At 71.1% G+C, this 20,415-nt stretch carries 19 protein-coding genes; 4 read left to right on the top strand and 15 right to left on the bottom strand.

Annotated features, from left to right (window positions below; translation table 11 throughout):
* Positions 1-55: 55 nt before the first annotated feature.
* The 12 genes from mnhG to AB0I71_RS04810 all read right to left on the bottom strand — a co-directional run bounded on the left by mnhG (position 56) and on the right by AB0I71_RS04810 (position 12,957).
* Positions 56-433 carry a monovalent cation/H(+) antiporter subunit G gene (gene mnhG / locus AB0I71_RS04865; RefSeq protein WP_357581914.1) on the bottom strand — a complete coding sequence of 126 codons (378 nt, stop codon included), beginning with the start codon at positions 431-433 and terminating at the stop codon, positions 56-58.
* Positions 430-726 (bottom strand): monovalent cation/H+ antiporter complex subunit F, encoded by a 297-nt coding sequence (locus tag AB0I71_RS04860; protein WP_357581913.1) that lies wholly within the window; start codon positions 724-726, stop codon positions 430-432. The genes mnhG and AB0I71_RS04860 overlap by 4 nt, the downstream gene beginning before the upstream one ends.
* On the bottom strand, positions 723-1,349 hold the full coding sequence (locus AB0I71_RS04855) for a Na+/H+ antiporter subunit E (protein ID WP_357581912.1): 627 nt from the start codon (positions 1,347-1,349) through the stop codon (positions 723-725). Before AB0I71_RS04855 ends, AB0I71_RS04860 begins: the two co-directional genes overlap by 4 nt.
* On the bottom strand, positions 1,346-2,920 hold the full coding sequence (locus AB0I71_RS04850; protein WP_357581911.1) for a Na+/H+ antiporter subunit D: 1,575 nt from the start codon (positions 2,918-2,920) through the stop codon (positions 1,346-1,348). The genes AB0I71_RS04855 and AB0I71_RS04850 overlap by 4 nt, the downstream gene beginning before the upstream one ends.
* Positions 2,917-3,387 carry a Na(+)/H(+) antiporter subunit C gene (locus tag AB0I71_RS04845; protein ID WP_357581910.1) on the bottom strand — a complete coding sequence of 157 codons (471 nt, stop codon included), beginning with the start codon at positions 3,385-3,387 and terminating at the stop codon, positions 2,917-2,919. The genes AB0I71_RS04850 and AB0I71_RS04845 overlap by 4 nt, the downstream gene beginning before the upstream one ends.
* Positions 3,384-6,206 carry a Na+/H+ antiporter subunit A gene (locus AB0I71_RS04840; RefSeq protein ID WP_357581909.1) on the bottom strand — a complete coding sequence of 941 codons (2,823 nt, stop codon included), beginning with the start codon at positions 6,204-6,206 and terminating at the stop codon, positions 3,384-3,386. The genes AB0I71_RS04845 and AB0I71_RS04840 overlap by 4 nt, the downstream gene beginning before the upstream one ends.
* 113 nt (positions 6,207-6,319) lie before the next feature.
* Positions 6,320-7,231, bottom strand: a complete 912-nt coding sequence (locus AB0I71_RS04835) for an ion transporter (protein ID WP_357581908.1) — start codon at positions 7,229-7,231, stop codon at positions 6,320-6,322.
* A 131-nt stretch (positions 7,232-7,362) separates the two neighbouring features.
* Positions 7,363-8,394 carry a PHB depolymerase family esterase gene (locus tag AB0I71_RS04830; protein WP_357581907.1) on the bottom strand — a complete coding sequence of 344 codons (1,032 nt, stop codon included), beginning with the start codon at positions 8,392-8,394 and terminating at the stop codon, positions 7,363-7,365.
* Positions 8,395-8,573: 179 nt separating this feature from the next.
* A complete protein-coding gene (locus AB0I71_RS04825; RefSeq protein ID WP_357581906.1) occupies positions 8,574-9,362 on the bottom strand; it encodes a class I SAM-dependent methyltransferase in 789 nt (262 codons plus the stop codon).
* Positions 9,363-9,471: 109 nt separating this feature from the next.
* Positions 9,472-10,251 carry a M15 family metallopeptidase gene (locus tag AB0I71_RS04820; RefSeq protein WP_357581905.1) on the bottom strand — a complete coding sequence of 260 codons (780 nt, stop codon included), beginning with the start codon at positions 10,249-10,251 and terminating at the stop codon, positions 9,472-9,474.
* 40 nt (positions 10,252-10,291) lie between these two features.
* Positions 10,292-11,491, bottom strand: coding sequence for a D-alanyl-D-alanine carboxypeptidase (locus AB0I71_RS04815; protein WP_357582014.1), 1,200 nt, complete (start codon positions 11,489-11,491; stop codon positions 10,292-10,294).
* Positions 11,492-11,655: 164 nt separating this feature from the next.
* Positions 11,656-12,957: a serine hydrolase gene (locus AB0I71_RS04810; protein ID WP_357581904.1), complete on the bottom strand. Its 1,302-nt coding sequence runs from the start codon at positions 12,955-12,957 to the stop codon at positions 11,656-11,658.
* 321 nt (positions 12,958-13,278) lie between these two features.
* Here AB0I71_RS04810 and AB0I71_RS04805 point away from each other — a divergent pair, with 321 nt between their 5' ends.
* Both AB0I71_RS04805 and AB0I71_RS04800 read left to right on the top strand, forming a co-directional pair.
* Entirely contained in the window at positions 13,279-14,121 is an 843-nt protein-coding gene (locus AB0I71_RS04805; RefSeq protein WP_357581903.1) for a hypothetical protein, read from the top strand.
* A 151-nt stretch (positions 14,122-14,272) separates the two neighbouring features.
* Positions 14,273-15,001 carry a methyltransferase domain-containing protein gene (locus AB0I71_RS04800; protein WP_357581902.1) on the top strand — a complete coding sequence of 243 codons (729 nt, stop codon included), beginning with the start codon at positions 14,273-14,275 and terminating at the stop codon, positions 14,999-15,001.
* A 48-nt stretch (positions 15,002-15,049) separates the two neighbouring features.
* Here AB0I71_RS04800 and AB0I71_RS04795 read toward each other — a convergent pair whose 3' ends face one another.
* Positions 15,050-15,775 carry a MerR family transcriptional regulator gene (locus AB0I71_RS04795; protein WP_357581901.1) on the bottom strand — a complete coding sequence of 242 codons (726 nt, stop codon included), beginning with the start codon at positions 15,773-15,775 and terminating at the stop codon, positions 15,050-15,052.
* 177 nt (positions 15,776-15,952) lie between these two features.
* Here AB0I71_RS04795 and AB0I71_RS04790 point away from each other — a divergent pair, with 177 nt between their 5' ends.
* Positions 15,953-18,226 (top strand): excinuclease ABC subunit UvrA, encoded by a 2,274-nt coding sequence (locus AB0I71_RS04790; protein ID WP_357581900.1) that lies wholly within the window; start codon positions 15,953-15,955, stop codon positions 18,224-18,226.
* Between the two features lie 78 nt (positions 18,227-18,304).
* Here AB0I71_RS04790 and AB0I71_RS04785 read toward each other — a convergent pair whose 3' ends face one another.
* Both AB0I71_RS04785 and AB0I71_RS04780 read right to left on the bottom strand, forming a co-directional pair.
* Positions 18,305-18,748 carry a protein-tyrosine phosphatase family protein gene (locus AB0I71_RS04785; RefSeq protein ID WP_357581899.1) on the bottom strand — a complete coding sequence of 148 codons (444 nt, stop codon included), beginning with the start codon at positions 18,746-18,748 and terminating at the stop codon, positions 18,305-18,307.
* A 67-nt stretch (positions 18,749-18,815) separates the two neighbouring features.
* Complete coding sequence (locus AB0I71_RS04780; protein ID WP_357582013.1) at positions 18,816-19,616, bottom strand: DedA family protein; 801 nt, start codon at positions 19,614-19,616, stop codon at positions 18,816-18,818.
* A 77-nt stretch (positions 19,617-19,693) separates the two neighbouring features.
* Here AB0I71_RS04780 and AB0I71_RS04775 point away from each other — a divergent pair, with 77 nt between their 5' ends.
* Positions 19,694-20,389, top strand: a complete 696-nt coding sequence (locus AB0I71_RS04775; protein WP_357581898.1) for a carbon-nitrogen hydrolase family protein — start codon at positions 19,694-19,696, stop codon at positions 20,387-20,389.
* Positions 20,390-20,415: the final 26 nt, after the last annotated feature.

Here is a 20,415-nt window from a genome sequence, read left to right as displayed (position 1 = left end):
GGATATTGAGCGGGCCGCCGACGCCGCCGGGCCGGGGCGGCGGTCGAGGGCCTGGTCAGGCCCGCGCCGAGTTCTCCCGCTCATCGGCGATACGGTCCAGGTGGGCGGCGAGTTCGTCGGTGACCAGCAGGTCGGTGCGGATGTCCTCGGTCGGGTACCCGGCCCGGCCGACCATGTGCGCCGCCACCGGGGCCGTGGCCAGGGAGAACGCACCGACGAGCACCAGCGTGGTGATGTCCACTCCGGTACGCAGCCGCAGCGCGCACCCGACCAGCACCAGCAGCAGCCCGAGCACCTGCGGCTTGGCCGCGGCGTGCATCCGGGTGAGCAGGTCGGGGAAGCGCACCAGGGCCACTCCGGCGGCAAGGCTGAGCAACGCCCCGGCGATCAGGAAGACCGAGGCGACGACGTCGAAGACCACTTCAAGGCTCACGTCTGGCTCCCGTCCGACGTGCTTGACGTGGACTCGTCGTGGCGTCGGGCGGCGAAGCGCGCGACGCTCACCGAGCCGACGAATCCGAGCACGGCGAGGACGACGAGCACCGGCAGCGCGGTCGCGTCCCGGCTGTACGCGGCCTCGGTGGCGATCGCGGCGACGATGACGGCCAGCAGCACGTCGGTGGCCACGGCCCGGTCGAGGATCGACGGACCGCGGATGATCCTGGTGAGAGTGAGCCCACCGGCCACGGCGAGCAGCACGGTGACGGTCACGGCGACCGCGGTCATGCGGATGCCCCTTCCATGTCGGGCGGCGGCGGTTGGGCGTTGTCGCGGACCCGGCGCAGCTCGTCGGGGGAACCGATGGCCTCGACGATGCGGGTCTCCAGCTCCAGCACGCCCTGACGGAACCGTTCGACCTCGTCCCGGCTGGCCACGTTGAGCACGTGGATGTAGAGCGTGCCGGTCCGGCGGTCGGCCTCCAGGATCAGGCTGCCCGGCACGAGGGACAACGCCTCGGCGTTCAGCGTGAGATTGAGATCGGTGTTGACCCGCAGCCGCACCGCGATGATCGCGCTCTGCGGGGTGTGGCCGACCCGCAGCGCCAGCCAGGCGACCTGTGCGGAGGCCACCACCAGGTCACGCAGGAACCGCAGCCAGAAGCGCAGCATCGGCAGCGGATGGATCCGGCCGGCGAAGGTCACCGGCGGCAGCGGGAAGACCGCCAGCAGGACGGCGGCGACCACCAGACCACTTATCACGTTGGCCCAGGAGAGGGTGCCCCAGAGCAGCACCCAGACGGCGACCAGCGCGGTCACCGCGATGACCCGGTTACGGCGCCGGGCCGCGCGGGTCAGCGGCGGCCGTAGCGGCTCGGTCGGCTCCGCCGAGGTCATCGGGTCGGGCCTCACGGCGCACCTCCCGGGAAGACGGCATCGACGTAGGGCGTCCGGCGTAGCAGGTCGTCGGCGGCGTCCGTGCTGAGGTCGAACAACGGGCCGGCGACCACTGTCAACGCCAGGCCGAGGACCACGAGCGCGAGCGTCGGCGCGATCATCAGCTTGGGCAGCACAGCTCCTGACTGTCCGCCGCCACCCCGGTCCGGCTCCACCGCGCCCTCGGTGCGGGCCGCCTGTTCGGCGTCGTCGCCGGCCGGCATGTCCGCGTGCGGCGTCCGCCAGAAGGCCAGGTTCCACACCCGGGCGATAGCGTAGAGGGTGAGCAGGCTGGTGAGCAGTCCGCCGGCGACCAGGATCCAGGCCAGCACACCGCCGTCGTCGACGCCCGCCTGGATCAGGCCGAGTTTGCCCAGGAATCCGGAGAACGGCGGGATGCCGGCGAGGTTCAGCGCGGGAACGAAGAACAGCACGGCGAGCAGCGGAGACAGTCGGGCCAGGCCACCGAGGCGGTCCAGCGCGGTGCTGCCACCCCGGCGTTCGACCAGGCCGGCGGCGAGGAAGAGGGTGGTCTGGATGGTGATGTGGTGCACCACGTAGAAGATCGCCGCGGACAGTCCGAGCGACGAGGTGAGCCCCACCCCGAAGAGCATGTAGCCGATATGGCTGATCAGCGTGAACGACAGCAACCGCTTGATGTCCGACTGGGCGACCGCGCCGAGGATCCCGACCACCATGGTCAGCACCGCCGTCACCAGCAGCAGTGTGGCCGTGCGTCCACCGGGGAACAGCAACGTCTCGGTACGGATGATCGCGTACACGCCGACCTTTGTGAGCAGGCCGGCGAAGACCGCGGTGACCGGGGCCGGAGCCGTCGGGTAGCTGTCGGGTAGCCAGGCCGACAGCGGGAAGACCGCCGCCTTGATGCCGAAGGCCAGCAGCAGCATGCCCTGCAACACCAGGCGCAGGTCGTCCGGCAGGGTGTCCAGCCGGTCGACGAGTTGGGCGAGGTTGAGCGTGCCGGTCGAGGCGTAGACCAGGCCGATCGCGATCAGGAAGATCACCGAGGAGAGCAGGCTCACCACCACGTAGGTGGTGCCGGCGCGGATCCGGTTCTCGGTGCTGCCCAGGGTCAGCAGGACGTAGCTGGCGACCAGCAGGATCTCGAAGCCGACGTAGAGGTTGAACAGGTCGCCGGAGAGGAACGCGTTGCAGACGCCTGCGGTCAGCACCAGGTAGGTCGGGTGGTAGACCGACAGCGGGGTCTCCTCGTGACCGTCGGCCATACCCTGCCCGATGGAGTAGACGAGCACGCAGAGCGTCACCGCGGCCGAGACCACGAGCATCAGCGCCGCCAACTGGTCGGCGACCAGCACGATCCCGAGCGGGGCGACCCAGCCGCCGACCTCCAGCACCAGCGGGCCGTGCAGGCTGGACTGGACCAGCAGCGTCACCGCCACCGCCACGGTGGCGGTGAGCACGGTGAGGCTGACCCACCGCTGGGCGTGCGGACGGCCGAGCAGCAGCAGGGTCAGTGCCGCGCCGAGCAGCGGCATCACCACCGGCAGCGGAACGAGGTACGTCATCCGGCCCGCCCTGCTTCCACCACGTTGGCGACCGGTCGCGCGTCGGCCGACTCGTCGTCGTCACCGTCGCCGGTGCCGCCCTCGATGTCGGCGGTGCCCGGTCCCTCGTCGCGGATCGCGAGATCCATGATCCGGCGGTCCTCGACATCGTCCTGTACCTCGTCGTGCCCGTTGAGGTGCCAGCTGCGGTACGCCAGCGCGAGCAGGAACGCCGTCATACCGAGGGTGATCACGATGGCGGTGAGGATCATCGCCTGGGGCAGCGGGTCACTCATCTGTTCCGGATCGGTGGTGCCGACGATCGGCGGCCCTCCGGCCCGCCCACCGGTCAGCAGCAGCAGATTGGCGCCGTTGCCGAGCAGGATGACACCCATCAGCACCCGGGTGAGGCTGCGTTCCAGCAGCAGCGTCACCCCGGCGGCGACGAGCACGCCGACCACGATCACGTAGGTGAGGTTGGGGCTCACACCAGCTCCCTTTCCCGGATCTCGGCATCCTCGGTCTCGCTCTGGCGGTCCATTTCCGCGCCGAGGCTGCGCAGGATGTCCAGCACCAGGCCGACGACGATCAGATAGACACCGACGTCGAAGAAGACCGACGTGACGAAATGGACATGCCCCAGCACCGGCAGGTGGAAGTCGAGCAGCGCGCTCTGCAGGAACTGGCCGCCGAGCAGCATCGCGCCGACGCCGGTGCCGACGGCCACGAACAGGCCGGCACCGAGCACCACACCGGCGTCGACGGGCGCCGCACCGTTGAGTTCCGTACGGCCGCCGGCCAGATAGCGCACGGCCAGCGCGAGACCGGCCACCAGGCCGGCGGCGAAGCCGCCGCCCGGGGCGTTGTGGCCGCTGAACAGCAGGTAGATGGAGAAGATGACGATGGCGTGGAACAGCAGCCGGGTCACCACCTGGAGGATGACCGACTGGGCGCGGGTGGTGGCACCGGTGGTCAGCCAGCGCGGGCGGTTGTACTCCGCCCGCCCGTCGCCGGGAATGTCGGCACGCCGGTGCAGGTCGCCCGCCCGACGGAAGATCAGGCTGGCCACGCCGGTGGCGGCCACCACCAGCACGGCGATCTCGCCCATCGTGTCCCAGGCCCGGATGTCGACAAGGGTCACGTTCACCACGTTCTTCCCACCGCCGTACGACACGGCCTCGTCGGGAAAGCCGACGGAGACCGGGACGGCCTGGCGGGCGCCGGTGGCGACGTACGCCATGCATGCGGTGACCGCACCGACGGCGACGCCGATCGCGACGCGGCCGCGCCGGCTGGACCGGATCGGACGCTCCGAGAACTTGACCGGGAGGCGGCGCAGCACCAGCACGAACATGACGATGGTGACGGTCTCCACCAGGAACTGGGTGAGCGCCAGGTCGGGTGCGCCGTGCAGGACGAACAGCAACGCGGTGCCGTAGCCGGCGACACCGACCAGGATCATCGCGGTGAGCCGGCGCAACGCACGGGCCGCCATCACCGCTGCCACGATCACCACGGCGGCGGCGACCGCCTGTAGCGGGGTGTCCCAGACGTGGAACCGCTGCGGCCAGGGCGCCCCGATCAGCAGCGCCCCGCCGGGTAGCAGCACCAGCACCACCAGGATGACGCCGAGGTAGAACGGCAGCGAGCCCCGCTGGGTGGCACCGGTCAGTTCCACCGCCAGTCGGTCGACGGCACCGATGACCCGGGTGTAGACGGTGGCGCTGTCGAAGGGCAGCCGCAGCGTGGCACGCACCCGCTCGCGGCGCATCAGGTGGAACAGCGCGGCGCCGCCGGCCACCGCCAGTACCGACAGCCCCAGCGCCGGGGTCAGTCCGTGCCACAGCGCCAGGTGGTAGCCCGGCTCGGCGCTGGGATACAGATCGGCGTACGGGGCGAGCAGCCGGTCCACCGCCGGGGCGAGCACTCCAGCCGCGGCTCCGGCGAGGGCCAGCGCCGCCGCCGGGGCCAGGAACGGCCACGACACGGGCGCGATCTCGGTGTCCGGGGTGTCCGGCTTGGCGGCGAAGGCTCCCCAGAGGAACCGCAGCGTGTACGCGACGGTAAGCACCGACCCGAGGAGCACGCCGGCCAGCACCACCACGTCGACCCCGCCGCCGTGCAGCAGCGCCTCGACGGCGGCCTCCTTCGCGACGAATCCGGCCATCGGCGGCAGACCGGCCATTGAGGCCGCCGCCACCCCGGCCACCACGGCGAGCGCCGGTGCCCGCCGCCCCAATCCGCTGAGTTCACGCAGGTCACGGCTGCCAGCGGCGTGGTCGATGAGCCCGACGGTGAGGAAGAGGGTGGCCTTGAACAGGGCGTGCGCGAGGACCATCGCGACACCTGCCAAGGCGGTGTCGCGGGTGCCGCCGCCGAGGATCACCATCAGCAGGCCGAGCTGGCTGACCGTGCCGTAGGCCAGCAGCAGCTTGAGGTCGACCTGGCGCAGCGCCGCCCACCCGCCGAGGAACATGGTGATCAGGCCGGCGGTCAGCAGCACCGGCCGCCACGGGGTGACCTCGGCGAGCGCCGGTCCCATCAGGGCGACCAGGAACACGCCGCCTTTCACCATGGCGGCGGCGTGCAGGTACGCGCTGACCGGCGTCGGTGCCGCCATCGCGCCCGGCAGCCAGAAGCTGAACGGGAAGATCGCCGACTTGCTGAGCGCGCCGAGCAGGATCAGCACCACGGCGACGGCGAGGTAGCCGCCGCCGGGCAGGTTCCCGGCGATCTCGGACCAGCGGTAGCTGCCGGCGTGCCGGCCGAGCATGACGAACCCGGCGAGCATCGCCAGGCCGCCGAGCGTCGTCACCAGCAGGGCCTGCATGGCGGCCCGCCGGCTGGCCCGCTTCGCCGGGTCGCTACCGATCAGCAGGTACGAGAAGACGGTGGTCAGTTCCCAGAACACGTACAGCAGCAGCAGGTCGTCGGAGACCACCAGGCCGAGCATCGCACCGGCGAAGGCGACGAAGACGGCGGCGAAGCGGCCGAGACCCGGATCGTCGTTTCGGAAGTAGCGGGCGCTGTAGGCCAGCACCAGCGCGCCGACCCCACCGACCAGGGCGACCATCAGCCAGGACAGCGTGCCCATCCGGAGGGAGAGTTCCAGACCGAGCTGCGGCACCCACGCCACCGTCTCGACCACCGGTTCGCCGTCGCGTACCCCGGCGGTGTGCGTGAGCGCCCAGACCAGCGTCGCGCCCGGGACCAGCGCCACCAGGTAGAGGGCGTTGCGTCCCCAGAGTCGCACCAGCGCCGGGGCGATCACAGCTGTCAGTGCATGGACCGCCACCAGAGCCAGCACGCACCCTCCCCAAAGATCATCAGCCGGTGTAACGACCCTATCCTGTGACAGCCGTTATCCGCATCCGTCGTGATTCTGATCAAACGCGGACGCGTACCGCTCGACGGCGGTCACTACCTTCCGATGCGCCGCGGCCGTCCGTCGTCGCGGTCGATGCGTAGTTCCCGCTCCAGCTCGACGATGAGCGTACGCAGGTCGTCGAGGCGTTGGCTGATCGCGATCCGGTCCACCTCGTCGGGCACGCCGTCGCCGTCTGAGTCGTAGCCGGGGCCGAGTCCCTCGGTCATCTCCAGCCGGCGCGCCTCCTCCATCGAGTTGACGAAGACCGCGACCAGGATGTTGAGCAGCAGGTTGACGGTGATCACCACGAAGCTGCCGTAGTACAGCACCGTCCAGGGTGAGAACTCCATCCCCTGCTCGATGAGATCCGGCAGTGTCTCCAGCGACAGCAGCACGAACAACGTCAGCAGCGACTTGCCGATGTCGCCGTACTGCTCCGGATAGACCTCGCCGAAGATCAACCAGCCGGCCATGCCGTAGACGTAGAGCGTCACCACGGCCAGGGCGAAGAAGCCACCGATGCCGGGCAGGCTGCGCCACAGCGCGGAGACGATGGTCCGCAGGCCAGGTGAGAACCGCACCAGCCGCACGATCCGCAGCACCCGGACCACCCGCAGCAGCGCCGAGTCGCCGTGCAGGCCGGGGATGAAGATCGCGGCGATCACCAGGAAGTCGAAGACGTTCCAGCCGTGCCGGAAGAAGTCCTGCGGGCGGCGACCGTACGCCAGGATCCGGACGGTGATCTCGATGACGAAGACCACCCGGAAGGCCCACTCGAGCGCGTGCAGCGCGGTGCCGGCCGGACCCAGGTCAGGGTAGGTCTCCAGGCCGAGGACCACCCCGTTGGCGAGGATGAACCCGACGATGGTGATCTCGAAGGTGCGGGATGCGGCGAGCCGGGCGCAGAATTCGACAAGCATGGCACCACGGGTGGTGCGGGCCGACCCGCCTCGCGGAGCCGGCACGGGCCGACCCCTCATCGTGCGACCGGCCCCGGTGCGGACACCGGGGCCGGTGAGGCCACCCACCGTGCGTCGTCGGCGTGCTGACGTACGGCAATCATGGGCGACAGCCTACGGGGCGGCGGAGACGGGGATCAGCCGCCCAGCCGGCGCACCATGTTCATCACCGTCTCGACCTGGGCGCCGCCCTTGATCGGGTAATTGGTGGCACCGAGGTAGCCCCACCAGTCCCAGCAGCCGTTCGGGTTGCTGGGCGCGGCGACGGCCTGGGGGTACAGCACGATCGTCGCGTTGGTGTCGGCGTACTGGTTGAGGTTGGCCCGGTCCACGAAGGCGGTACCGACCCGGCTGTGGCCCTGTAGGCAACCGTGCAACGCCACCAGCAGGCGGCAACTCGCTCCCGAGGCGCAGGAGGACGGGACGTAGGCGAAGCCGTTGGCGTCCATGCTCAGGCCGTTGGCCCAGCCATTCACCGCGAAGGTGTGTTGACTGAACCGCACGAGCGTGCCGCCGAGTGGACCGGTGTTGGGCGGTTGGACCGACCCGAAGAGCTTGCGCAGGAAGGTGTGCTGCGGGTCGGTGCCGCAGTCGTTGAGGTACGGCGCGGCCGTGGCCGTGCAGCCCACCGTGCCGTAGGGCGTGACCCAGCCGTGCCCGGCGGAGGAGCCGCTGTCGTACTGGACGCTGGCGCCGAAGTGCTGCTGATAGCGGACCAGATCGTCGCTCACCGACCGCTTCACGGTGCCGTCGGATCCACCGTGGAAGACGTAGACCGGTTCGCCGGACAGCCCGCTGACCGGGTCGACCCAGCCGTATCCGGCCCAGGTCCGGGTGTACGCCTGGAGGGCACTGAGCTGGGTCGGATAGATGTCGTCGCCGCAGCCGTACAGCGCCTGTGCGACGTTGTTCTGGGCGCAGTAGTACGGACCGGCGGCGAACAGCGCCGCTCCCCTGATCCGCTGCGAGTAGGCCACCTGGAGCTGGTTGGCCAGGTAGGCGCCGGAGGAGACGCCGGCGACGTACACGCCCGAGATGCGGTACGTCGACAGGCTTCCGGACACGGGGGTCTTGGTGTGCGGGGTGCCGGCGGCCTGGGCGGGTGCCACCGGCATGAGCAGCAGGGCCGCGACGGCGGCGGCGAACAGCCGCGAGACAGGTTTGATCATGACGCTCCCTGGGGTCGGTGAGCGCCGGCGGTGGTGTCGGCGTACGGCGACGCTAGCGTGACCTGCGTCACCGCCGACATGAGCGCAACCCACACGTCGCCGGGTCGAGCAGTGGTGCCGGTAGCTGTCCCGGCCTCTCCCCCCGTCGCCGCTGACCCGGCCGGCGAGCGCGATCATGCTCAGTCGATGGTGCCGAGCTGCAACCAGACACGAACCCGCTCGGTGACGTCGTTCCGCCCACCGAGGGCGGCGCGGACCTCGGCGGTGAACGCGGCCCGCCCGGATGCCGAGGGCAGCCGGTCAGCCGACAGAGCGGAGAAGACACCACCGACCATGTCGTCGACGGTGAGTGGTGCGTCGTACTGCACGACCGACTCGGCGTAGCGGTAGCCGGCCCGGACGAGGGCGTCCCGGTTGAGCCGGCGACCTGCCTCATCGGTCTGGCAGGTGGCTCTGACGGGGTGCCCGAAGAACCGTTCCAGGCAGTCGCGCAGTGCCGCCGACCACTCGGTGTCCTGTGACCACAACGGAGCGCCGTTGGTGACCACGGCGACCCCGCCGCCGGGACGCAGCAGCGCCCGGGCGGCGGTGAACAGCGTGTCACGGTCCATGAAGTGGACAGCGACGGCGACTGTCAACGCGCCGACCGTCCGGTCACCGAGGAGTCGGCCCAGCGCGGGCAGATCCCGGTCGGCGCCGAGTACCCAGGTGACGTTGGCTCTCGCCGCGCTGAGGGCGGCCTCGCGGGCCTTGGCCAACATGTCCGGCTCGGGGTCCACGCCGATGACGGAGCCCACCCGGGCGGCGAGCGGAAGGGTCAGCTGGCCGGTGCCGCAGCCGAGGTCGAGCACGGTGTCGTCGACACCGAGGCGGTACGCGGCGGCCAGGGCGTCGAGCACCTCGGGCGGGTAACCACGCCGGTGCCTGGCGTAGTACGTCGCCACCTCACCGCTGAAGTCCGTCCTCACCTCGCCAGCATGCCCACGACCTCCGGCGGACCGCGAGCCTTTCTGCCCACGGCATACCCCGCTCTGTCACCACCGGTTGGGGCGTCGGTCGACGGTCTTCGTCCCTGCGTCAGCCGGCCGAGGAGCGGGTCACCGGCAGGTCGAAGTAGGTGTCCGGCCAGGGTTCGTCGCGGAGCCGGAAGTGCCACCACTCCTGGTCGTAGCTGACGAAACCCCCGTCGGCCATCAGCCGCCGTAGCTGCCGCCGGTTCTCCCGAGCGGTGGGGTCGACGCGCTCCGAGTCGATGTGTGACAGCGGATCGAAGCAGTCGAAGCCGGTACCCATGTCCACGCTGTTGTCGGCGAAGCGCTGCGCACGAGGTGCGGTGCAGGCCACCAACGGCTGGCCGGGTTCGTGTCGGGCCGGTTCGGCTGCCGGCACGTCGACCAGGGTGACGTCGACGGTGCTGCCCCGGCTGTGCGAGCTGGGTGCACCGAGGTAGCCGCGGTCCACCAGCTCCGCCTTGGCCACCCGAGGATAGAACTCGGCTTTCATGCTTTCCTGCCCCGGCTGACCGGCCCAGTCCAGGAAATCCTCGGTGGCCCGCTGTGGGCGGTAACAGTCGTACACCTTGAGGCTGCGGCCGGCGGCGAGCGCCGCGTTCTGGACGCCACGCAGCGCCTCGGCGGCGCGGGCGGTGAGCAGACACAACGGCTCCTGGTAGCCGTCGACGCGGCGGCCGACGAAGTTGTACGCCGTGGCGTACCGGATGTCGGTGAGGATTCGCTGATCTACATCGGACAGTACGACGAAGCCCGGCGACACCGACGGTGACGGCGGTGGAGGCACCGGCGCCGGTTCGTCACCCCGCCCGCAGCCGCCGCCCACGACCGCAAGAGCCGCCGTCACCGCCAGGCTCACCCGTCCCCGGAAGCATGGCGGTGCCACCTCAGTGCCGGCCGGCGCGCGTCCCGGCGGTACGGTGCCGCCAGCGGCGGCGGCCGACCAGACCGCCGGCGAGCAGCGTCATACCGACGGCGAGGCCGATCAGCGAGGCCGTCCGTAGGCGGCCGGCGAAGGTGGCCGACTGCGCTGCCTCCGCGCCGGACGCGCCTCCGGGCAGTGCCTGCGGAGGTACGGAGGCCGGCGGTGCCGAGGCGGTGGCCCCACCCGGGCTCACCAGCACTCCGACCGAGGCCGACCGGGGCAACTCGAAGCCCCAGTCGAGCAGGTCCGCGCCCTGTTGCCAGCCCCGCTTGTCGATCACGTCCGCGCCCAGCAGGGTGACCACGAGCCGGCGCCCACCTCGCTCGGCGGCACCGACGTAGGTGTGCCGGGCCAGGTCGATGAAGCCGGTCTTACCGCCCAACGCGCCGGGATAGTGGTAGAGCAGCTGGTTGTCGTTGTCGATGGTGAAGCCCTTGGCGCGCTGCTTCGGCTGGGCCGGGATGGTCGCCTCCCGGGTGGCCACGTAGCGCCGGAAGCGCGCGTCGGCGAAACAGGCCCGGGTGATCAGGGCCAGGTCGTACGCGCTTGTGAACTGGCCGGGACCGTCCAGCCCGGAGGGGGTCGCCGCGTGGGTCTGGTACGCACCGAGCAGGCGCGCCTGCTCGTTCATTGCCCGCAGCCCGCCGGTCATGCCGTCCGCGCCGCCACCGAGACGGGCCAGCGCGTTCGCCACCTCGTTTCCCGAACGCAGCAGTAACCCCAGCCAGAGTGTCTCCACCCGGTACCTGCCGCCTTCCACCAGTCCCACCGCGGAACTTCCCGGTTCGATGTCGAGATCACCGGCGGTGATGGTGACGACGTCGGCCGGATCGAGTCTCGGCAGCATTGTTGCGGCCAGCAGCAGTTTCTGCACGCTGGCCGGGGTCGCGTACTCGTGTGGACCACAGCCACCCAGCACCTCGCCGGTGTCCAAGTCGGCCACCAGCCACGAGGTGGCGGCCACCTTCGGCGGCTTCGGTACGCCCGGCGGCACGACCAGACCGGAGGTGGCCAGCCGGGGTCCCCCGACTGCCCGCTGCACCGGATCCGGTGAGGGCGTCACCGGCGGCGTGGGACCGGGAGCTGGCGGCGCCGTACGCGGGCACGGCGCCGGCGCTGCCGCATTCGCTCCGGTGACGGGCACCAGGGGCGCGGTCAGCAGTGCGACCGCCACCGCCACTGCATGCGCGGAAACTCTCACAATCAGCGACACTATCGGGTGAATTCCGGCGAGTCCGGCGAATCGACCAGCACGTGGGTTCAGCCGCGACCGGCCAGCGCGGATCTCGGCTCGCGACGCCGCACGAGGGCGACGTCGCGCCCGATCTATTCGGGAAGATCGGTGACAGCGGAGCGGGACCGTCGTCCGGCGAGGACAGCCAACGCGATCGCGACCGCACCGACGGCCAGCGCCACGAACATGCCCGCACCGGGACCGTCGGCGGTCGAGGCGGGGCCGGCCGACGGTGCCGCGTCGGCGGGCCCAGGCACCGCCGGTGGCGGTTCGGCGTCCAACTCCCCCGGTTCCACCAGCCGGCCGACGCTCATCTGCCGCGGCAGCGCGAAGCCCCAGTCGAGCAGCGCGGCGCCCTGTTCCCAGCCACGTCGAGGCCGTGGCTCGGCACCGAGCAGCGTGACGACCAGTCGGCGACCGCCCCGCTCAGCGGCACCGACGTAGGTGTGCCGCGCGTAGTCGGTGAAGCCGGTCTTGCCGCCGAGCGCACCCGGATAGCGGTACACCAGTTGGTTCTCGTTCTGAATCTCGAAGCCCTTGGCCCGCAACGCCTTCTGCGCCGGGATTCGGGTGCGCTCCGTGAGCACGTACCTGCGGAACGCCGGGTCGGCGAAGCAGGCCCGAGCGATCAGGGCCAGGTCGTACGCGCTTGTGAACTGTCCGGGAGCGTCCAGCCCGGACGGGGTGACCGCGTGGGTCTGCTGGGCGCCGAGTCGCCGGGCCTGCTCGTTCATGGCCCGCACTCCGCCGGCCACGCCCTCGGCGCCACCGCCGAGGCGGGCCAGTGCGTTCGCCGCCTCGTTGCCGGACTGCAGCAGCAGTCCCAGCCAGAGCGTCTCCACCCGGTACCGGCCGCCCGGCAACAGGCCGACCGCCGAACTGCCCGGGGCGATGTCCAGATCCTCCCGGGTGACCGTGACGACCCGGGCCGGATCGAGTCTCGGCAGCATGGTCGCGGCCAGCAGCAGTTTCTGCACGCTGGCCGGGGTCGCGTACTCGTGTGGACCACAGCCACCCAGCACCTCACCGGTGTCCAGGTCGGCCACCAGCCATGACGTCGCCGTCACCTTCGGCGGCGTCGGCACTCCCGGCGGCACGATCAACCCGGGGGTGGCGAGCACGTCTCCGCCGACCACCCGATGCTCCGGAACCGAGGGTGGCGGTGTCGGCTTCGGCGACCGGACCACCTTCGGCGCCACCGCCTTCGGGCAGGGCACCGCCGTCGGGGCTGGCGCGACAGAGCCCGGCGCGGGCGGCGGCGTGGGGGCGGGGGTCGGGAGGGCGACCGCGGCGACCCGTCCGGAACCAACAGTGATCGCAGCGGCACCAGGAGTCGCGGGAATCGTCACTGCGACGAGGACGACGCAGCCGACGGCCAGGGCCCGGACTCTCATGAACACGCAGACTAACGGCAGGATCCCCGGTGACGCCCACCCCCCGCCCGGCCGGGACCGGCCGGGCGAAGCCTGCGATCTTCGCTGGGAATTGTTGAACCGATCGCCCGCACCCCCCGTATCCACGACCGAACACATGAAACGCCCGGACCTGCGGCGGGAGCGCTCCCGCAGCTCGGTCCGACGTCACCCGTGAAGGTCCTCGGCATGCGGGGCGGGGCCGGCCGCCGCTGTCGATGGCCTTCCGGGCACCCCATTGCGCATCAGCCGACGGGCCCCGAGGGGCCGTCCCGTCGGGCGGTCAATCATGAGGAGAAGAGCATGGTCAGGCGTACGCAGAAGCACCAGAAGCACGCTGCTTTGAAGCTTGGCGGCGTCGGTGTCCTGGCGGTGGTGCTCCTGGGCGGCGGCTTGACGCTGGCGTCCGCCGACGACGCTGCCGGGCCGCAGACGGCGAACTGCCCGACGGTACGGGACAAGCTGTCCAATGTGCCCGCCGCCGCCGTGGCCGGAGTCGAACAGGAACTGGCAAACCTCGACAAGCAGATCGCCGAGGCCAACGCCCGCCTCGCCCAGCAGGCCGCCAACCCCCAGGGCGGCGCCAACTTCATCCAGAACGCCATCCTGGGCCCCCTGGCCAGCAAGCGCACCGCCGCACTCGACCGCATCGGCATCAACATCAACCGCGCCGGCGGCCAACGCCCCGACCTCGCCAGCCTCGCCACCTGCGGCCTCAACACCGCAGGCGTACCCAGCGCCGTCAACGGCACGGCAGGAAACGGCAACGCCGGCAACGGCACCGCCGGCAACGGCACCGCCGGGAACGGCAACGCCGGGAACGGCAACGCGGGTGCCGGCGTGGCCCAGCGGGTGAGCTGCCCCACGGTGGCCGATCGGCTCCCGGCGGTGCCGGGCCAGGCCGCGGCGGAGGTGCAGCGGGAACTCGCCAACCTGGACAGCCAGATCGCCGAGGCCAACGCCCGCCTCGCCCAGCAGGCCGCCAACCCCCAGGGTGGCCCGAACTTCGTGCGCAACGCCATCATCGGCCCGCTGGAGGACCGGCGTGTCGCGGCGATCAACCGCATCGCCACCGCGATCGGCCGGGTCGACGGCAACCGACCCGCCGATCTGGTCAACCTGGCCAGGCCCTGCTCGGCGAACTGACCGCACAAACCCGCCGGTGGGTGTTGGCGAGCTGCCGTCACCCACCGGCAGTGCGTGATCGACCACATTCTGTTGACCGGTTGTCGTGCTCCGACTACAACCTCTACTACCGCTCGGCCGGACCTCCGGCGGCGAATCCGAGGTGGTGGCCGTGGCTCTGATTCCGTACGACGACACCGCCGCCGCTGCCTTCGCCGCCGGCCGCGAGCCGGGACGGGACGGGCTCGTCCGGTGGCGGCAGGCCGTAGCGCACCATCTGCGGCCACGCCCCGGCTCAACTCTGCTGGACCTGGGCGCCGGCACCGGGATCTGGGCCGGCGCGTTCGCCGACTGGTACGGGGTGCGGGTGCTCGCGGTGGAGCCGGCCCCGGCGATGCGGTCCCGCTGCGCGTACCGGCCGCTGCTCGGCGGGCACGCCGCCGCGCTGCCGCTGGCCACGTCCAGCCTTGACGGTGCCTGGTTGTCGACGATGATCCACCACGTCGACGATCTGGACGGCATGGCGCATGAACTGCGTCGGGTGCTGCGGCCCGGTGCCCCGGTGCTGATCCGGTCACCCTTTCCGGGGCGGCATCAGCGGATCGCGCTCTTCGGCTGGTTTCCCGAGGCGTTGCGGGTCCTCGACACCTATCCCGGGCTGGCCGCCGTCCGGGCCACCTTCGCCCGGGCCGGATTTCCGGTGAGCACCGTGGAGCCGGTCGCCCAGACCGTCGCCGGCTCCCTGGCCGAGTACGCCGACCGGATGGACCGGCGGGCGCACACCCCGCTACAGCTGATCACGGAGGCCGAGTACGCGGCGGGCATGGCCCGGTTGCGGGCGGCAGTCGGCACCACCGACGGGCCGATCGTCGACTGTCTCGACCTGCTGGTGCTGCGCTGAGTCACCGAACGGGGAGCCGTGGTGTCGCCGGCCGAGGCCGCCCGGAGGTCAGTCGGCAAGGTGGCGTAGATAGTCGTGCAGTGTCGCCGAGGCGGCCAGCCGACGCAGGCTGCGACGGTGCAGTTCCTGCTCCCGGCGGGCCAGCTCGGCGCGGACCCGCTGCGGGCTCCCGGTGGTCCGCATCTCGTCGAGCACCGCTGTGATGATCTCGAACGGGTACGCGCCCCGGCGCAGCAGCGCCACCACCTGGGCGGCCCGCAGCTCGGCCTCGTCGTACACCCGGTAGCCGGTGCCCGCCTCGCGGACCGGGCGCAGCAGACCGCGGGCCTCCCACGAGCGCAGTTGCGAGGTGCGTACCCCGACCAGGTCGGCGACGACGCCGACCCGGACGGCCCGGCGGGGTGCGGCCGTACGCGGACGCGGGCTGGTGACCACTGTCTCGAAGGCGCCGAGCACCATCCGGATCTCGGCCCGTTCGCGGTCCAGCTCGGCGTGTCCGGCGTCCAGCGACGCCAGCGCGGTCGGCAGGTCGTCCCGGTGGATCGCCGCCATGATCTCGCGGGTACGCGTCCAGCCGTGCCCGTCGGCCACCGCCCGGGCCACTGTCAGCGCCCGCGCGTGCGCGTCGGTGAAGATCCGGTATCCGCTCGGTGTGCGCTCAACCTGGGGCAGCACGCCAAGGTCGACGTAGTTGCGCACCTGCTGAACGGAGACGCCCGCCGTCGCGGCGAGATCCACCGCCCGCAGCCTCTCGGTACTGCGACGACCCACCACCAGCTCAGCCTAGCCTCTCACGTCGGTTTGAGACTTTCGGGCATGTATCGGTCGGCACCTGCGCTGCACTTCTCGCAAAAGTCTCCACATGCAGGTTAATGGGACAATTGAATCCGGCCAGGCCATCGGAAGCCAGTTCCGGGCGGAAGTCCGTCCACGATCTCGCAAAGGGTTCGCATGCAGCAGCCAGCACGGTCCGCCGCCGACAACCACGACGTCATCGAGGTACGCGGAGCGCGGGAGAACAACCTAGCGGCGGTCTCGGTCGGCATTCCCAAGCGCCGGCTCACCGTCTTCACCGGTGTCTCCGGGTCCGGCAAGTCCTCACTGGTCTTCGGCACCATCGCCGCGGAGTCCCAGCGGCTGATCAACGAGACCTACAGCGCCTTCCTCCAGTCGTTCATGCCCAGCCTCTCCCGGCCCGACGTGGACTCGCTGCGCAATCTCACCCCGGCCATCGTGGTCGACCAGGAGCGGATGGGCGCCAACTCACGCTCCACCGTCGGCACCGCCACCGACGCGTACGCGATGCTGCGCATCGTGTTCAGCCGGCTGGGTGACCCGCACGTCGGCGGGGCCGGTGCCTTCAGCTTCAACCTGGCCGAGGGCATGTGCCCCACCTGCGAGGGCCTGGGCCGGGTCTCCGATCTCGACGTCAACGAACTTGTCGACGTGGAGAAATCGCTTAACGACGGCGCGATCACCGTGCCGAACTTCGCCGTCGACACGTGGTACTGGCAGACCATCGTCGGCTCGGGCCTGTTCGACCCGGACGTCAAGCTCCAGGACTACACCCGGCAGCAGTGGGAGGACTTCCTGCACAAGCCCGCCACGAAGATCAAGGTGGGTGGCACCAACCTGACCTACGAGGGTCTGATCGTCAAGGTGCGCCGGCTCTACCTGGCCAAGGACCGGGAGTCCATGCAGCCGCACATCCGGGCCTTCGTCGACCGGGCGGTCACCTTCACCAGCTGCGCCGACTGCGGCGGCGCCCGGCTCAACGCGGCGGCGCTGTCCTCCCGCATCGCCGGCCGCAACATCGCCGAGTGCGCCGCCATGCAGATCAGCGACCTGGCCGAGTTCATCCGGGCAATCGACGACCCGTCGGTCGCCCCGCTGACCGGTAACCTGCGGGAGCTGCTGGACTCGCTCGTCGAGATCGGTCTCGGGTACCTCAGCCTCGATCGCGAGTCGGCCACCCTCTCCGGCGGTGAGGCGCAACGGGTCAAGATGGTCCGGCACCTCGGTTCCAGCCTCTCCGACGTCACGTACGTCTTCGACGAACCCACGGTCGGCCTGCACCCGCACGACATCGCCCGGATGAACGACCTGCTGTTGCGACTGCGGGACAAGGGCAACACGGTGCTCGTGGTCGAGCACAAACCGGAGACCATCGCGGTGGCCGACCACGTGGTCGATCTCGGCCCCGGCGCCGGCGCCGACGGTGGTCGGATCTGCTTCACCGGGGACGTGGCCGGCCTGCGGCGCTCCGACACGCTCACCGGCCGCCACCTGGACCACCGGGTACGGCTGCGGGAACCGGTCCGCACGCCCCGGGGTCACCTCGCGATCCGGCACGCCGACCTGCACAACCTGCGCGACGTCAGTGTGGACATCCCGCTCGGGGTGTTGACAGTGGTCACCGGGGTGGCCGGCTCCGGCAAGAGTTCCCTGGTGCACGGCTCGCTGCACCGCCGCGACGGTGTGGTGGTCGTCGACCAGGCCCCGATCCGTGGCTCCCGGCGCAGCAACCCGGCCACCTACACCGGCCTGCTCGACCCGGTACGCACCGCCTTCGCCAAGGCCAACGGGGTCAAGGCCGCCCTGTTCAGCGCCAACTCCGAGGGCGCCTGCCCCACCTGCAAGGGCATCGGGCTGGTCTACACCGACCTGGCGATGATGGCCGGCGTCGCCTCCGTCTGCGAGCAGTGCGAGGGTCGCCGGTTCACCGACGAGGTGCTCACCTACCGGCTGCGTGGCCGCAACATCAGCGAGGTGCTCGGCATGTCGGTGGCCGAGGCCCGGGACTTCTTTCCCAGCGGCCCGGCCCGGGTCATCCTCGACCGGATGGCCGACGTCGGGCTGAGCTACCTCACCCTCGGCCAGCCGCTGACCACGCTCTCCGGCGGCGAGCGACAACGACTCAAGCTGGCCATCCACATGGCGGACCGGGCCGGCACCTACGTGCTGGACGAGCCGACCACCGGACTGCATCTGGCCGACGTCGACAAGTTGCTCGCGCTGCTCGACCGGCTCGTGGACGCCGGCAACACGGTGATCGTCATCGAACACCACCAGGCGGTGATGGCCCACGCGGACTGGCTGATCGACCTCGGCCCCGGCGCCGGTCACGACGGCGGACGGATCGTGTTCACCGGCACCCCGGCCGACCTGGTGGCGCATGGTGACACGCTCACCGCTCACCACCTGCGCGACTACGTCACCGGCTGAGCACCGCCGGAGCCGGTACGCGCCCGCGTGCCGGCTCCGGTCGCCCGTGGCCTGACCACCGGACGCGCTGGCCGTGCGTCAACCCTCCTGTACCGGTGACGGTGCCAGGCGGCGTAGCCAGCGGCGCTGCCAAGGGGTCTCCACGGCACCCGGCCGGTAGGCGGCGCGTACCCAGTCGACCGCCCGCTCAGCGGGCAACCCGTCGAGGATGGCGAGCGCCGCCAACGCGGTGCCGGTCCGCCCCGTGCCACCCCGACAGGCCACCTCCACCCGCTCGCCGGCGTATCCACGGCGCAGCGCCTCATGGAAGGCGTCCAGCGCGTCCGCCCGGTCCAGCGGAACCCAGAAATCCGGCCAGCGGACCCGCCGGTACGCCCAACCGGGGACCGGACCAGGTGCGAGCAGCAGGCTGAAGTCGGCCGGTGTGGGCGGGTCACCGATCCGGCGGCCCCGCATCCGCACGCCGCCGGGCAACTCCACCACGCCGACCGCGTCTGCCCAGGCGCCTCGCCCCTCCACCATCTCGACCCTCCTCAGCGCGGCCGGCACGACGTCGGCCGGCTGACCGGCTCGCACCAGCAGGGGACGTTCAGCGGTTGTGGTCCTGGTCGGTCCGATGGTGACCGTCCGACCAGACGCTGCGGTAGATGGTGCCCCGCCCGTCAGGATCGGGCACCGCGGTGGGCGTCGAATCGGTCAGGCCGGCCCCGCTGTCGTTCGACCGCAGGCCGCCGGCTCGGCGGGAACGGCGCAACCGGGTGACGACGAACCAGACCAGAGCCAGCACCGTGGCGACGATCACCAGGTTCTGCAGGATACCGGCGTACCCCTCGACCAGGTGCCAGTTGTCACCGAGCAGGAAGCCCGCCATCACGAATGTGGTGTTCCAGATCAGGCTGCCCAGCGTGGTGTAGACCGCGAAGGTGAGCAGCGGCATGCGTTCCACCCCGGCCGGAATGGAGATCATGCTTCGGAAGATCGGGATCATCCGTCCGAAGAAGACGGCCTTGACGCCGTGCCGCAGGAACCACTCCTCGGTCCGGTCGATGTCGCTGAGCTTCACCAGCGGCAGCCGGGCCGCGATGGCCCGCGTCCGCTCCCGGCCCAGCGCGGCGCCGACCCAGTAGAGCGCCAGGGCACCGAGCAACGAACCGAGCGTCGTCCAGAAGATGGCTCCGATGACGCTCATCCGCCCCTGCGCCGCGACGAACCCGGCGAGCGGCAGGATCACCTCGCTGGGAATCGGTGGGAACAGATTCTCCAGTGCCACAGCCAGCCCGGCACCCGGACCGCCGAGCCGCTCCACCAGGTCGGTGACGAAACCGACAAGGCCGTCCTCGGGCGGAGCGGACTGGCCGACGAACACTGGCGAAGCGTTCCGGACATGCATCATGCCCCACACGCTACGAACCTCACCTGAGAGTCGCTGCACCGGCGTCGACTTTTTCCGGTCGCTAAGCTACGCAGATGTCACGCCCTCCGCTGAGCATCGCCGTTGCCCAGTCCCGGTGCACGGCGTACGACGTCGACGCGAACGTGGCCGCGCACGCGGCGTTGGTCCGTGCCGCGGCGGCCCGGGTGGTGGTTTTCCCGGAGTTGTCGCTCACCGGTTACGAACTCGACGCCCCGCCGGTCGACCCCGCGGATTCCCGGCTCGCACCGCTGGTCGCGGCGTGTGCGGCGACGGGGACATTGGCGCTTGTCGGTGCGCCGGTGGCCGGCGAGCACATCGCCACCCTCGCGGTGGACGGCACCGGGACCCGGGTGGCGTACCGCAAGATGTGGCTCGGCGACGTCGAGGCTCGCCGGTTCCGCCCGGGACCGGCACCGGCCGTGCTGGACGTCGACGGATGGCGCCTCGGCCTCGCGATCTGCAAGGACACCGGGGTGGTGGAACACGCGGCGCGCACCTGCGCTGCCGGCGTCGACGTGTACGCGGCCTCGATCGTCGACTCAGCGGCGGAGGCGCACGTGCCGGACCAGCGGGCGTCGCGGATCTCCACCACCCACCGCGTCGTGGTCGCGGTCGCCAGCTTCGCCGGCGCCACAGGTGGCGGCTTCGCCGAGACGGCCGGACGGTCGGCGATCTGGGCGCCGGACGGTTCGGTGCTCGCCCGCGCCGGGACCGCACCCGACGAGTTCGTCCAGGCGACCCTGACCTGACCTCCGCCACGGGGCGGCGCTCGTCG

It is taken from the genome of Micromonospora sp. NPDC049891, assembly GCF_040660295.1.
Taxonomy (GTDB): Bacteria; Actinomycetota; Actinomycetes; order Mycobacteriales; family Micromonosporaceae; genus Micromonospora.
This window is presented reverse-complemented; position numbering and strand designations above follow the sequence as displayed.

Excerpts from the sequence above, each read along its gene's own strand:
- AB0I71_RS04830 (WP_357581907.1), bottom strand. The coding sequence starts at position 8,394 with ATGATCAAACCTGTCTCGCGGCTGTTCGCCGCCGCCGTCGCGGCCCTG.
- AB0I71_RS04780 (WP_357582013.1), bottom strand. The coding sequence starts at position 19,616 with ATGCATGTCCGGAACGCTTCGCCAGTGTTCGTCGGCCAGTCCGCTCCG.
- AB0I71_RS04850 (WP_357581911.1), bottom strand. The coding sequence starts at position 2,920 with ATGACGTACCTCGTTCCGCTGCCGGTGGTGATGCCGCTGCTCGGCGCG.
- AB0I71_RS04785 (WP_357581899.1), bottom strand. The coding sequence starts at position 18,748 with ATGGTGGAGGGGCGAGGCGCCTGGGCAGACGCGGTCGGCGTGGTGGAG.
- AB0I71_RS04775 (WP_357581898.1), top strand. The coding sequence starts at position 19,694 with ATGTCACGCCCTCCGCTGAGCATCGCCGTTGCCCAGTCCCGGTGCACG.
- AB0I71_RS04860 (WP_357581913.1), bottom strand. The coding sequence starts at position 726 with ATGACCGCGGTCGCCGTGACCGTCACCGTGCTGCTCGCCGTGGCCGGT.
- AB0I71_RS04790 (WP_357581900.1), top strand. The coding sequence starts at position 15,953 with ATGCAGCAGCCAGCACGGTCCGCCGCCGACAACCACGACGTCATCGAG.
- AB0I71_RS04805 (WP_357581903.1), top strand. The coding sequence starts at position 13,279 with ATGGTCAGGCGTACGCAGAAGCACCAGAAGCACGCTGCTTTGAAGCTT.
- AB0I71_RS04810 (WP_357581904.1), bottom strand. The coding sequence starts at position 12,957 with ATGAGAGTCCGGGCCCTGGCCGTCGGCTGCGTCGTCCTCGTCGCAGTG.